General features: G+C 56.4%; 11 protein-coding genes. 8 read left to right on the forward strand and 3 right to left on the reverse strand.

Translation table 11 applies throughout. The annotated features are described in order from the left end of the window. Nucleotides 1-24 precede the first annotated feature (24 nt). From ID864_RS06750 to ID864_RS06775, 6 genes are all read left to right on the forward strand, one after another. Entirely contained in the window at nucleotides 25-1,131 is a 1,107-nt protein-coding gene (locus ID864_RS06750) for a type VI secretion system protein TssA (protein WP_224750422.1), read from the forward strand. A gap of 3 nt (nucleotides 1,132-1,134) precedes the next feature. Further along, on the forward strand, nucleotides 1,135-2,133 hold the full coding sequence (locus tag ID864_RS06755; RefSeq protein ID WP_099754414.1) for a fimbrial protein: 999 nt from the start codon (nucleotides 1,135-1,137) through the stop codon (nucleotides 2,131-2,133). Nucleotides 2,134-2,161: 28 nt separating this feature from the next. Beyond that, nucleotides 2,162-3,511, forward strand: coding sequence for a GlcNAc-transferase family protein (locus tag ID864_RS06760; protein ID WP_191149605.1), 1,350 nt, complete (start codon nucleotides 2,162-2,164; stop codon nucleotides 3,509-3,511). Beyond that, the gene (locus ID864_RS06765) at nucleotides 3,505-5,310 is read left to right on the forward strand and encodes an OmpA family protein (protein WP_191149606.1); all 1,806 of its coding nucleotides are present in this window, start codon (nucleotides 3,505-3,507) and stop codon (nucleotides 5,308-5,310) included. Before ID864_RS06760 ends, ID864_RS06765 begins: the two co-directional genes overlap by 7 nt. Before the next feature lie 10 nt (nucleotides 5,311-5,320). Next, nucleotides 5,321-5,812, forward strand: a complete 492-nt coding sequence (locus ID864_RS06770; RefSeq protein WP_099754416.1) for a DcrB-related protein — start codon at nucleotides 5,321-5,323, stop codon at nucleotides 5,810-5,812. A 162-nt stretch (nucleotides 5,813-5,974) separates the two neighbouring features. Next, entirely contained in the window at nucleotides 5,975-8,095 is a 2,121-nt protein-coding gene (locus tag ID864_RS06775; RefSeq protein ID WP_191149607.1) for a TonB-dependent siderophore receptor, read from the forward strand. A 35-nt stretch (nucleotides 8,096-8,130) separates the two neighbouring features. On the opposite strand, the gene ID864_RS06780 is transcribed toward ID864_RS06775, so the two are convergent. Further along, nucleotides 8,131-9,069: a LysR family transcriptional regulator gene (locus ID864_RS06780; protein WP_048917483.1), complete on the reverse strand. Its 939-nt coding sequence runs from the start codon at nucleotides 9,067-9,069 to the stop codon at nucleotides 8,131-8,133. A 100-nt stretch (nucleotides 9,070-9,169) separates the two neighbouring features. On the opposite strand from ID864_RS06780, the gene ID864_RS06785 reads away from it, so the two are divergent. Continuing rightward, nucleotides 9,170-10,399, forward strand: a complete 1,230-nt coding sequence (locus tag ID864_RS06785) for an MFS transporter (RefSeq protein ID WP_191149608.1) — start codon at nucleotides 9,170-9,172, stop codon at nucleotides 10,397-10,399. Here the strand turns inward: ID864_RS06785 and ID864_RS06790 are convergent. Continuing rightward, nucleotides 10,344-11,204 carry an EamA family transporter gene (locus ID864_RS06790; protein ID WP_224750423.1) on the reverse strand — a complete coding sequence of 287 codons (861 nt, stop codon included), beginning with the start codon at nucleotides 11,202-11,204 and terminating at the stop codon, nucleotides 10,344-10,346. The two genes, ID864_RS06785 and ID864_RS06790, sit on opposite strands and share 56 nt — an antisense overlap. A 187-nt stretch (nucleotides 11,205-11,391) precedes the next feature. On the opposite strand from ID864_RS06790, the gene ID864_RS06795 reads away from it, so the two are divergent. Further along, on the forward strand, nucleotides 11,392-11,889 hold the full coding sequence (locus ID864_RS06795; protein ID WP_191149609.1) for a MarR family winged helix-turn-helix transcriptional regulator: 498 nt from the start codon (nucleotides 11,392-11,394) through the stop codon (nucleotides 11,887-11,889). 5 nt (nucleotides 11,890-11,894) lie between these two features. Here the strand turns inward: ID864_RS06795 and fsa are convergent, their stop codons facing one another. Then, entirely contained in the window at nucleotides 11,895-12,560 is a 666-nt protein-coding gene (gene fsa, locus ID864_RS06800; protein WP_048917486.1) for a fructose-6-phosphate aldolase, read from the reverse strand. Nucleotides 12,561-12,634 lie beyond the last annotated feature (74 nt).

The raw sequence follows: 12,634 nt of genomic DNA on the forward strand, positions 1-12,634 counted from the left end.
TCAGGGAAAGATAAGCCACGACTCATGGATGAAAAACATATGAATCAGATAATTAAGTTAACTTTCTCCGATTATTATCAAGCCGTTTTACACCCCACCGTTGGGCATGCCCCCTGCGGCGAAAACATTGAGTACGATGCCGATTTTATTTTGCTGCAGTCAAGGCTGCAGCCGAGGCAGGATGTTGAATATGGCAGTTTTTTTGAAGCGGCAGAGCCAGTTAACTGGACCGATACCGAGCGCGATTGCCTTACTCTGCTGCAAAAAAGCAAAGACATCAGGCTGATTATCATTTTGATACGCTGCCGGCTACGCAAGATTGGCCTGCGCGCGCTGCCGGAGGGGCTGGAGGCACTCTATGTGGTATTACAAAGTTGGCCGAATGACCTTCATCCACAGCTGTACGACGAGGGGGAGTTTACCCCGATACTTCGCGCTAACGCCTTTTCCGAGCTGGAAGATACCAACGCCCTGCTGCACGATCTTCGCAATCATCCCCTGCCCAAAGCATCTGGCCTGCAGCTCACGATCAAAGACGTTGAGAAGGCCCATCTGATTCCCCGTGAAGAGAGCGCGCTGTCGGATACCGCTATTGCTGGCATCATGGATGAATGGCGACTGAACGCCAATGATGACATCCGTCCACTCTCAGAGGCTTATCACTATGTCATAGCGATAAAACAGCTCCTGACAGAGATGCTGGCGCACGAAGCGCCGGATTTCGCGCTGCTGAGCGGGCTGCTCCAGCCATTTTCCAGCGAGTTTCTTAGCGCACCCTTTGCACTCGCTGAGCTCACTGAAGCGCCTCCCCCGGCTCTGCCGTTACAACAGAGCGCAGAAGTTGTGGCGGAAGTCACCACCACCGATAGCGAGCCAGCCCTGCTTACCCCCCCCGTTGCGGTCGCCCCTTGCGCCGCTCAGTCGGTGACAAAACAGGCTGGCATTACCGGCCGTGCGGAGGCGTTACTCCGCCTGAGGGAAGTTCGCCAATGGTTTGCCACCAGCGAACCCAGCACCCCTGTTGTCCAGCTGCTGGACTATGCAGAACAGAGCATCGGCAGAAATTTTTCTGACCTGTTAAAAATGTACCCCGTAGAAATCGTCACCCTACTGAATCAAGAGAAGGAGTAACGAATGTTAAGGCTCTTAATCGTCGTACTTTCGGGGTTAATCTTCTCAATCGCAGCGCCAGCAGCTGCCGGTGGATTCTGCTATTTAGATGAAGGGAGCTCACCCACTACCCTCACCGTTGCTGAACAGACTATTAATATCTCCGCCGACGCAGCAAGCGGTACGACTTCAAGCATCGCAGATTTCTACTCGCCTTCAACCACCTCATATATAAAATACCAATTCTGCAGACCAGGTACACCGTATGGCAAAACAACGGAGAACCTGTCTGGCTTACCGAGCAGTGAAAAAATTTACCCGACCAATATTCCCGGTATTGGCGTGAAATTATGGTTTAACAACGCCACAGCAGAGGGCGCTTTTCCCAGTGACTCAAAAATGAGCTTCGCAGACGATAAAACAGGGTTATTCTCCATTTTTCCCGGCTCGTACTACCATATTCAGTTTTTCAAAACCAGTGACAGACTGCGCCTGAAAGATCCGCTGGGTGATACCGTGCTCGACCCAAACGAATATGGTTACAACTGGATAAATTCGCCAGCTGTATCCTCTTATTACCTCAAGCTCTATATCGATAAAATAAAAATCATCAGTACCCCAGTTTGCACCCCCGACAGCGCCAAAAATATCGATTTCGGTACTGTGACCCCTTCCCTGCTTAAAGACGGTGTAGAGCGCGATCTTGATTTCTCGATTACCTGTAAAAGCGATTACGGCAACTATACCGCCAGTGCCTCGATCACGACCAACACGCCCTCTTCAGATGCTTCCTTAATTCGGGCAGAAGATGCGTCGGGAAATAAAGACAAACTGGCAATTCAAATTAAAGACAGCAATGGAAAAGTGATGAAGCTCGATGGCAGTACTTCGGAGCAGCTTTCCAGCACCAGTCAGGGACCGGCAGAATACTCGTGGAAGGCCAGGCTGATTGCCGGACCAAAACCCTCCCCTGCTGAAGGCGTGTTCACCGCTAAGGCCGAAATAACTTTTGATATTGAGTGACAGGATAATTTTTCACGGAAGGAAAAAAATGAATAAACCGGAGACTGTATTTATCAGTATCGCCAGCTATCGTGACGCGGAATTGCTGCCCACTTTACGGGATATGCTGCACCATGCCGCGCACCCTGAAAATCTGCGTATCGCCATTTGCTGGCAGGATAACGAAGATATGCGCGTTTTCGAACAGGCAGGGCTGGAGCTGCAGGGCTGCCAGACCGTCGCGGGTGAAAAAGTGGCAAGCTATCGCTACCAGCAGGCAGAGATCGCGATAATCATTAAACATTATTACAGCAGCCAGGGCGCATGCTGGGCACGAAGCCTGGCCGAAAAGCTGTTTAACAATGAAACTTATTTCCTGCAAATCGACTCTCACTGCCGCTTCATTCCCGACTGGGATAGCGAGATGATCGCCATGCTACAGAAACTGCGCACAACATCAGCGTTACCGATTATTTCCTCTTACCCGCCGGCCTATTCTCCGGGAGAAGGCGAAGAAGAGAGCAAAAAGCGATATGTCAGCCGCTTGATATTTAATGAATACGATCGGCTGGGCATCCCTATGTTTAACTCCAAAACATTCGAGGATACCGCTCCGGTGCGCGGAAGTTATCTGGCAGCCGGCTTCATTTTCACCAGCGGTGACTTTGTCAGCACAGTTCCAAACGACCCGCAGATCTTTTTTGCTGGTGAGGAGATCGCCATGGCATTACGCGCTTTTACTCACGGCTACGATATTTATCATCCGCACAAACCTTTGCTGTGGCACTACTATCAGCGTGAAGATCGCCCCAAGGTCTGGGGCGATCACACCACCGAGGCCCAAGAGGAAGGCGCGGTAGAACAAGCCTGGTGGCAAAGAGATAACCTCTCCAAAAAGCGCGTCAGGACCTTATTAGGGTTGGAAGCCGAATGTGCGGATAGCCTTACTCCTTATACGCTAGGTAATAAAAGGACACTGAGGCAGTTTGAATACCAGGCGGGAATTTGCCTGCAAAATGGCACCGTACAGCCTGAAGTTGCAGGCCCAGACGCCGTGAGTTTTTTTGCTACCCCACCCAACGACGAAGCCGCATGGCTGGACCGCCAGTTTGCCTGGTATAGAAAGCCCATTACCTTAAATCAGGCGGACTTTACCTTCTGCGTGCAGCATGAGGGCTATCTCCACATCCAGGTTTATAGCCTTCAGAACGTGCTGCTTTATCAACGCAAACTCACCCCCGTCGATTTACAGGCGCTGCGCGCTGAAGCGATAAATGACGAGCTGCGCCTCTCAGTGGATTTTAAAGCCGCGAACCTGGCGCATAAGCCCGTCACCGTAAGGGTATGTCCGTGGTCGGCAGCCGATGGCTGGGGCGCAGTGACGGAGAGCGCATGGTGAAAAGTGACGTTTTTTTTAGCCGCCTGGTCGGCATAGACACGCTGTTCTCCTGCGAAGGTATCATTCCTTCTGCTGCGGATTTCCAGCTCAAACTCATTTCGCTGATAGAGCAGTTTAACAAAACACGACGTGCAGAAGGCCAGCCGGAAAGCGAGAGCGAAGCGCTGTGCAGGGCAATATGCTGTTATTTTGACCGGCATCTGCTCACCCACTCGCAGAGTGATATGCTGTCGTGGCAGCGCTATTCACTGGTGAATTACTTCTATGGCTACAGCGCAGAGAGTGATGAAAATCAGCCCGCTGCCATGCTGGAACGTCTGCTTAACAGCGAAAGCGAGGTGACTTTCCGTTACGCCTGGCAACTGTTAATGCTTTTCATACAGGTAGAAACGCAAACCGAAGCCTTGATTAGACTGCGCACTCACTGCCGCGCCCGCTACCTATACCGCCCCCGGCCGGCTCTGACTGCCTCAAGCGATAGCGAAACATGGCTGCCAGAAGATGAGTTTCAGCTCCGCTCCCCACGACTGATGGTGTTTATCATCGGGCCTTTTGCCAGCAAGTGGTTCAGTCAGTCCGACCTTTCCACCAGCAATGATAACGGCATTGTCTGGATAGTCGCCGGCCATGCCAACACCCTTGCCAAACGGCTGGTGCACCTGAAAGCCAACCAAAGCCACTTAGCCACCCTGGCCTATTTTCCCCTGCTGGCGGACGGGCTAGAGAACAGTGGATTACTGATCGAGCAGATCACCGCCTGGCAGCAGGCTTTATCTGCCACCCCCCTGACTGGAAATCTGCCTTGCCTGCTGGGGTTGTATTCCCGGCTTAGCCAGCAGCGCCATTCACACGACCCGGAACGCGCCACCTGGACAGGAAGGCTGACAACCTCGGGCGCTGGGCATCTGAACCTGGAAACCTGCCTTATCAAACTGCTCGCCGAACTCGACGCTGTCGATGACGGTAGTGATTTATATGCCATACAGCGTCAGGCGCTGGGAAGTATGTTTGTTGCCTGGATGGCTGAGAACCGTATTATGAATGTGCTACAAAGCCTGTTCGATAACTCGCAGCTGGATCTGGCCGGAGTGACTCTTGCTGACCACAGCGAGGGGTTCAGCCGTCATGGTGCCTGGTCGCTATGGATGCAGGAAAAGTACGGTATTCTGCCTGCACTTTCGGCCTCAACGGCGATGCCTCCGCTTCCTGCGATCCCGCTTCCTGCAGAAAGGGATATCCAGCCGTTTACCGCCCCCCTGGCGTTAACCGCTTCAGGCAAGCGACGCCGTCACTGGCCAGCCATTGCCGCGCTGTTAATCATGTTATTGGCGGCATTTACCCTCCATGAGTACCGCCAGCCTGTTCGCACCCCGTTAAGCGCCTTAAATCCCCTGAGGTCATTTTTGCCTGCCCCACCGCGCGACGGGGATGCGCGATCTTTCGTGTTAACCGATATCGTTCCGCTGTTTAAACATGGCAGCAGCAGCATGATGCCCGGCAGCGAAAAAAAGCTGGAGGAGATCGCCAGTACGCTGGTTCAGCATCCGCACCAGATGTTTCTGATCGTCGGCCATAGCGATAGCACGGGTTCTCCGCAGGCTAATTATGCTCTATCGACAGAACGGGCGCAGATGGTCAAAGACTGGCTGGTAACAAAAACCGGCTTGCCCACCACGCATTTTGTTGTTGAAGGCGCGGGTAACATGCATCCGATAGCCAGCAACGAGACCGAAGAAGGGCGCGCGCAGAATCGCCGCGTAGAAATCATTTCATTACCTGTAACAAGCAAAAGGAATTGAGAGAAACTTTATGTTAAAAAAATCAATTATTTACCCAATTAATGAAGGTGTATTTTCTACTTACCAACCGCAGGAAGATCAGTCGATCAATATTCTGCGCTATATGGATGAAGAGAATAATCCCTACAATATCTTGATTAATCGCGCCACCCTGGATGAAGACCAGAGCGTTGACGATTTTTGTGAAAAACAGTGGGAAAAAATGAAGCGATCTGTGCCGGGTTTTGAGGTGGAAGGAAAAAATCTCAAACATGAAATAGGCCCGGCTAAACTGGCGGTGCTGCAAACGGCCAATAAATTCCTTGAAGAGGGGGTATGGATTAAGCAGGTATCGTCTATTGTTACGCTTCCTGTGCATCCGCAACGCAATCCGGACTCTCGCAAACTTCTGGTATTCACTCTGGCGGTGAATAAAGATTTTACCGAAACCCAGCGTAAACATTACGTGCGTATCATCAACAGCTTTATCCCGGCGGAAACCCCTCTCAGTTCCGAGAGCTAACATTCAGCCGCATCTGCCTGAGGGTGAGATGCGGCTTTCACTGAGTCGCCAACTGCCACCCGCGATCAGCCTCCCTGCCGTTTTTATTTTCATCGCCTTATTGTTTTTGAATCGCTAATGATAATAATTGTCGTTATCTTTCACATTATCATAATGGCAACCATGAAAACGTTTACTTTTAAGCCGTGCCTTCTTGCCGTGCTTATCACCAGCAGCTTCAGTTCTTCCGCTTTTGCCGCCAGCGCCGATGACACCCTCGTGGTCAGTGCCTCCGGTGACGGCTCCGCAGCCACCCTGCCGGCTTACACCAACAGTGCCACTAAGTCGGCAGTGCCGGAGAGTAAAACACCGCAGGTGATTAACAGCGTCAGCAGCAGGGAAATTAGCCAGCGCCATGCCAACTCGCTGAATGAGATCCTGCGCTATGCGCCTGGCGTGTCGACAGAAACCCGCGGCTCGACCAGCTATATGAGCGAGTACAAAATTCGTGGTTTCACCGTCGATAACACCTTCTACGACGGCTTGCAGCTGCCGTATAACGTCACCGGTAATACCAAAGCCAATATTGACCCGATTCTGATCGATCACGTGGATATCCTGAAAGGCCCGGCCTCTGTGCTGTACGGCAACGGATCGCCGGGCGGCCTGGTCAACATTCAGAGTAAAAAACCGCAGCGCGAGCAGCAAACCGAAGTGGGCTTTAATACGGGTAGCCGCAACCTGCGCGAAGGCTATATCGACAGTACCGGTGCGATTGCCGACAGCGACTGGAGTTACCGCTTTATCGGCAAGGCCAGCGCGGGCGACGATCAGCCACATTCCACTCAATCAGAAAATTACCTGCTGGCCCCTTCCGTGACCTGGCAGCCATCGGATAAAACGCGTCTGACCCTTGATGCCCAGTACCAGGATATCCCAAGCCTGACGCCGTCTAATCCGCTGCCGATTGCTTATCTGCGTTCGGGGCACGCTTCCCGCCGTGATTACTCCGGTGATAACTGGAGCGGCTTTAAGCAGCGCCAGTGGTCCGTTGGCTACAGTTTTGAACATGAGTTTGACAGCGGCTGGGGCTTCGCGCAGAAAGCACGCTACTTCGATGTCGATACCCATCAGCGCAGCATCTACGCCACCGGTAGCATGACGCAGACGGCGGACAGCATTATCCTGCCGCGCTTTGCCTACACCACTGACGAAGACCTGCGCAGCTTTAATATCGATAATCAGCTCACCAAACAGGTAGATATCGGCGACGTTAAAAACCATCTGATGGTCGGTATCGATCACCAGCGCCTGGACTCGCACTTTAACTATCAGTACGCCTCGCAGAAATCACCGGATATCGATATGCTGCACCCGGATTACAACCTGGTGTCAGAGTCCGCTCTGGGGTTGTATACCGCGCAGAAAAATCGCCTGAGCTACAATCAGACCGGCTACTACTTCCAGGACCAAATCGAGTTTGACCAGCTAAGCCTGATCGCCGGACTGCGCTATGACGACTACCGTTCAACCAATACCAACTCTCTGAGCAACAACGATAAGAGCTGGGTTGAACAGCATCGTCTGACCAAACGCCTCGGCGCGCTTTACACCTTCGATAACGGTATTGCGCCGTTTATCAGCTACTCCGAAGGTTTCCTGCCCGTGTCGCCAACCGGCAATCTGACCAGCGCCAAACCCACTACCAGCCGCCAGCTGGAAGGCGGTGTGAAATATCTGCTGGCTGACTATGCCACCACCCTGACAGCCTCGGTGTTTACTATCCGCCAGAAAAACGTGCTGACTTCCGATCTCAGCTATCTGAACTATCGCCAGACCGGGGAAGTGGAGTCGAAGGGGGCCGAAGTGTCGCTGAACGCCCGCCCAACCGACAATATCACTATCATCGCCAACTACGCCTATACCCACGCGCTGAATACCAAAGATGATAAATACCAGGGCAAGCGCCCTACTCAGGTGGCCGAGAATGCATTTAACGTTTGGGGGGATTACACCTTCGACAGCAGCGTGCTGCGCGGTCTGACCGTCGGTGGCGGTGCGCGTTATACCGGTCCGATGGAGATTTCGCTGGCCAACGATCAGGGCAAACTGGGCGGCACCACGCTGTTTGATATGGCGCTGTCCTACAATATGGCGGCAGTGGATGCAACGCTGTCGGGCGTCACGCTGAAAGTCAGCGCGCAGAACCTGACCAACAAAGAGACCTTCACCTGCTACGACACCAATAACTGCTGGATCGGCCGCGACCGCACCTGGCAGGCGGGCGTCAGCTACAGCTTCTAATCACCGCTTAACGGGCGCTCCTGACGGGCGCCCTTCTATCTTCCCGGGTGCTGAGTTCCGCTCAGCGCCGGCATGACCTCTTTCATCAGCGCCAGAAACATGCGTAAACGCGCCGGGTAGTAGCGCGCGTGCGGATAAACCAGATAAACCGGCAGCGCGGAAGCCTGCCACTCGGGGGCCAGATGCAGCAGCTCACCGCGCGCAATATCCTCTGCCACCACCCAGGATGAGGCAATGCCCACCCCCATCCCAGCCAACGCCGCATTGCGCAGCGCGTACAGGCTGTCGGTCATCAGGCGTGGCTGAATATCAAAACGTTGCGTCTCCCCGCTCTGCTCATGGCTGAGCGTCACGCTGTGGCGATAGAAAATACTCAGCGACAGCCACGGCAGGTCCTGCAGCTGCTGGGGATGGCGCGGCAGCGGCCGCTGTGCCAGCAGCGCCGGGGTGCCGATCACAATACGCGGCACTTCCGCCACCAGCAGGGCCACCACCGACGGATCGGTTACCGGGCCGACGTGCACCGCGCAGTCGATACCCTCGGCAATAAAGTCCGGGCGGCGGTCGCTCAGCATCCAGTCGACGGTCATTTTGGGGTAACGCTGCAGATAGGATTGCAGCGGAGCGATCATCTGGTCCTGACCAAAGGCGTGCGGAGCCAGCACGCGCAGCACGCCCTGCGGCTCCTCGGTGACGCCGCGCAGATCGTCCTCGATCCCCTGCCAGCTCTCCAGCAGCGTTTTCGCATGCGCATAGCAGCGTTCGCCGTCCTCGGTCAGCTTCATGACGTGCGTGGTGCGCTGCACCAGCTTCAGGCCGAGCAGCTTTTCCAGCGCCTGCAGGCGGCGGCTGATGGTCGGCTGGCTGGTTTCCAGACGTGCGGCCGCCGCAGACAGGCTGCCTGCTTCAACGATGCGCACGAAGGTCTGCATCAGTTCTATACGGTCCGTGCCAGCAAGAGAAGATTTGTTCATACGCTCATCGTATAACAGTTTTACTCGCCAGGCGACTACCCAGCGTCACCCGCGCAGCGGACAATAGCGGCATCCACCACTGACTAACAGGCTACACAACATGTCGACCCTCTCCGGCGCATCACTCACTCCTCCACCGCTCAGCGGCCGCACCGTGCTGATGTTAGCCAGCGGCGCGGGCTTTAGCGTGGCATCCATCTATTACAGCCAGCCGATGCTGGCGATTTTATCCGGCGATCTGCACGCCAGCGTCACCGCCAGCGGCCTGGTGCCGACGCTGACGCAGATGGGCTACGCGCTGGGTATCTTACTGCTGGCTCCGCTGGGCGACCGTCACGATCGCCGCACCATCATCACCATCAAGGGCGTGCTGCTGACGCTGGCGCTGCTGCTGAGCGCCGCCGCGGGCAACATCATGGTGCTGCTGGCTGCCAGCCTGGCCATTGGTATTACCGCGACCATGGCGCAGGATATTGTTCCGGCCTCGGCCAGCCTGTCACCGGAAGCGCAGCGCGGTAAAACCGTCGGCACGGTGATGACCGGGCTGCTGCTCGGCATTCTGCTGTCGCGCGTGGTGAGCGGGCTGGTCGCGCAGGTTTTTGGCTGGCGCGTGATGTTTATCCTCGCGGCGGCGCTGGTGCTGATGATGACCCTGATTTTATGGCGCCGCCTGCCGCATATCGCCCCGAGCACCAGTCTGAGCTACCCGGCGCTGCTGGCCTCAATGCGCCATCTCTGGCGCCAGCATGGCGAACTGCGCCGCGCCGCGCTGGCGCAGGGGCTGCTGTCGGTTGGATTCAGCGCTTTCTGGTCGACGCTGGCGGTTATGCTGCATAACCACTACGGGCTTGGCAGCGCCACGGCGGGAGCATTTGGCCTCGCCGGCGCTGCCGGTGCGCTGGCGGCTCCGCTGGCCGGCGCCATGGCCGACCGCCGCGGCCCGGCGCTGGTGACGCAGTTCAGCACCGCGCTGGCGACCGTCTCCTTCGCGGCGCTGTTCTTACTGCCGCTGCTGCCGGTACCTGCGCAGCTGGCGCTGATTGTCACCTCCGCCATCGGCTTTGATTTCGGCGTGCAGGCTACGCTGGTATCGCACCAGACGCTGATTTTCGGCCTGGAACCGGCCGCCCGCAGCCGTCTCAATGCGCTGATGTTCACCGGGGTGTTTATCGGCATGGCAATAGGCTCAGCGCTCGGCAGCCTGATGCTGGAAAAAGCGGGCTGGCCTGGCGTGGTGGCGCTGCTGACGCTGGCAGGCGCGGGCAGCTTTATTGTCAGGATGCAGGGACGCGCCGCGCGTTGCCCCACTGCACCATCAGCACCACGCTGAAAATCAGCAGCGCCCCCACCCGCTGGCTGGCGTTCAGCGTCTGGTCGAGCAGCGCATAACCGATGATCAGCGCCACCAGCGGGCTGAGCAACCCCAGCAGCGACATCACCACCGGGGGGTTTGCCTCGGCGCCGGCAAACCACAGCCAGTAGGCGCACAGCGAACCGGGGATCGCCACCCAGGCATAGCCAAGCAGATTGGTCAGGGTCAGCGTTGCCGGCAAGGACTCCGTCAGCAGCTGGGCGGGCAGCACCACCAGTCCACCGGCCAGCAGCTGCCAGCCGGTAAACGTCATCATGCTCATCCGTGGGGGCCTGCCCCACTTTTTCGTTAAGACCAGCCCGCTGCCCATGCTCAGAGTGGCGAGAAACGCCGCCAGCAGCCCGACGGGATCGAGCCGTCCTGAAGGCAGCGCAATCAGCAGAAAAACGCCCACCGCCCCCAGCCCGGCCGCCAGCAGCTGGCTTCTGCTGGCGCGCTGCGCAAGCAGCAGGCTGGAGAGCGCGATCACCGCCAGCGGTTGCAGCGCCCCAATCAGCGCCACCACCCCACCCGGTACGCGATAGGCTGCAGAAAACAGCAGGATAAAGAACAGGCCGATATTCAGCGCACCCAGCACCAGCAGCCGCAGCAGCCAGCGCCACTCCGGCAGGCGAGCCCCACAAATCAGGATCAGCCCGGCGGGCAGCGCGCGGATCAGCGCCGCCAGCAGCGGTTTATCATCCGGTAAAAACTGGGTAGTGACATAGTAGGTGGAGCCCCACACGCAGGGGGCGAGAAACGCCAGGTGTCGTAACGCTATCATTTTGCACTCCGCGCATTATCCGGCGACAGGCCGAATTTATTACGAGATCGTAAAGTACGATAGCGTTATAAATCAGTCAAAGTATTTCGAAAGTGAAATATCCGCGGATGATATTTTTGCCCAAATTATGCTACTTTGGCGCAAGCATGCGAGTGACAGTAAAAAAATAAGAAGGAATATCAGAAAGATGAGTTCACAGATGCCTATCGACAAGATCATTGCGCAGTGGCAGCAGGAGCGTCCGGACCTTGATGTCGCGCCCATGCGGGTGATTGGTCAGCTCGGCCGCACCCGCTATTTCGCCGGGCTGAAAATCCAGCAGCTGTTCAGCCAGTACGGGCTCTCAAGCAGCGAATTCGATATTCTCGCTACCCTGCGCCGCAGCGGCGCGCCCTACGCACTGAACCCGTCGCAGCTTGTCAGCGCCCTGATGATCAACAACAGCACGCTAACCAGCCGCCTCGATCGCCTGGAGAAGCACGGCCACCTTATCCGCGTGCCGATTGTTGGCGACCGCCGTTCGGTGCACGTGCAGTTAACCGACAGCGGGTTTCAGCTGATTGATGAGCTGGTGGGCAAGCATGTGGCAAATGAGAGAGCGATGCTGACCGCCCTGAGTGATGATGAGCAGCAGCAGCTGGTGGCGCTGCTGGCGAAGCTGGAACAGCACCTCGCCAGCGAGTAAGAGATCTACGACAGCTGCAGGCTACCGTAGGCCGCAGACCAGTCCTGATCGAAGCGCTGCAGCGCGCTGTCGACCGCCGGATCGAGCAGGAACAGCTCGGCCACGTCGGGATCGACGGTGATCGCCTGGCAGCCCGCCAGCATACAGTCGAGCACCTGGCGCGGCGTGCGGAAGCTGGCCGCCAGCACTTTACTGTGCGGGCAGTGCAGCCCGAGCAGGGTTTGCAGCTCCTTCACCAGCGCAATGCCGTCTCCGCCCTGCGCATCGATGCGGTTCACATAGGGCGCGATATAGCTCGCCCCGGCCAGCGCCGCGTAAAACCCCTGTCCGGCACCGTATACTGCCGTGCCCAGGGTCGGGATATTCTGCTGCGTCAGCGCTTTAATCGCCGTCAGCCCCTGATGCGTCACCGGCACTTTCACCACCAGTTCCGGCACCGCTTCGCGCAGCTGCAGCGCCTCATCCACCATCGCCGCGGCATCGTGGGCGATCACCTGAGCAAACAGCGTACTGTCAGCAGGCAGGATTGAGACCAGCTCCTGCAGCACGCTGCTGAGCGGACGCCTGCTGCGTGCCACAATGCTGGGATTGGTGGTGACCCCTTTGATCGGCAGGATCGCCGCCAGGCGTTTCACCACGCCGACGTCAGCGGTATCTAAATAAAATTCCATCACACCCTCCGGGAAGCCAGTTTACCTTTCAAATGAAAGCTATTTTGTTTCACAGCAAGATAAATGAAATCCTG

It is taken from the genome of Erwinia aphidicola, from assembly GCF_014773485.1.
Taxonomy (GTDB): Bacteria; Pseudomonadota; Gammaproteobacteria; order Enterobacterales; family Enterobacteriaceae; genus Erwinia; species Erwinia aphidicola.

Coding starts and splice junctions, on each gene's coding strand:
- ID864_RS06750 (WP_224750422.1), top strand. CDS start 25: ATGGATGAAAAACATATGAATCAGATAATTAAGTTAACTTTCTCCGAT.
- ID864_RS06755 (WP_099754414.1), top strand. CDS start 1,135: ATGTTAAGGCTCTTAATCGTCGTACTTTCGGGGTTAATCTTCTCAATC.
- ID864_RS06760 (WP_191149605.1), top strand. CDS start 2,162: ATGAATAAACCGGAGACTGTATTTATCAGTATCGCCAGCTATCGTGAC.
- ID864_RS06765 (WP_191149606.1), top strand. CDS start 3,505: ATGGTGAAAAGTGACGTTTTTTTTAGCCGCCTGGTCGGCATAGACACG.
- ID864_RS06770 (WP_099754416.1), top strand. CDS start 5,321: ATGTTAAAAAAATCAATTATTTACCCAATTAATGAAGGTGTATTTTCT.
- ID864_RS06775 (WP_191149607.1), top strand. CDS start 5,975: ATGAAAACGTTTACTTTTAAGCCGTGCCTTCTTGCCGTGCTTATCACC.
- ID864_RS06780 (WP_048917483.1), bottom strand. CDS start 9,069: ATGAACAAATCTTCTCTTGCTGGCACGGACCGTATAGAACTGATGCAG.
- ID864_RS06785 (WP_191149608.1), top strand. CDS start 9,170: ATGTCGACCCTCTCCGGCGCATCACTCACTCCTCCACCGCTCAGCGGC.
- ID864_RS06790 (WP_224750423.1), bottom strand. CDS start 11,204: ATGATAGCGTTACGACACCTGGCGTTTCTCGCCCCCTGCGTGTGGGGC.
- ID864_RS06795 (WP_191149609.1), top strand. CDS start 11,392: ATGAGTTCACAGATGCCTATCGACAAGATCATTGCGCAGTGGCAGCAG.
- fsa (WP_048917486.1), bottom strand. CDS start 12,560: ATGGAATTTTATTTAGATACCGCTGACGTCGGCGTGGTGAAACGCCTG.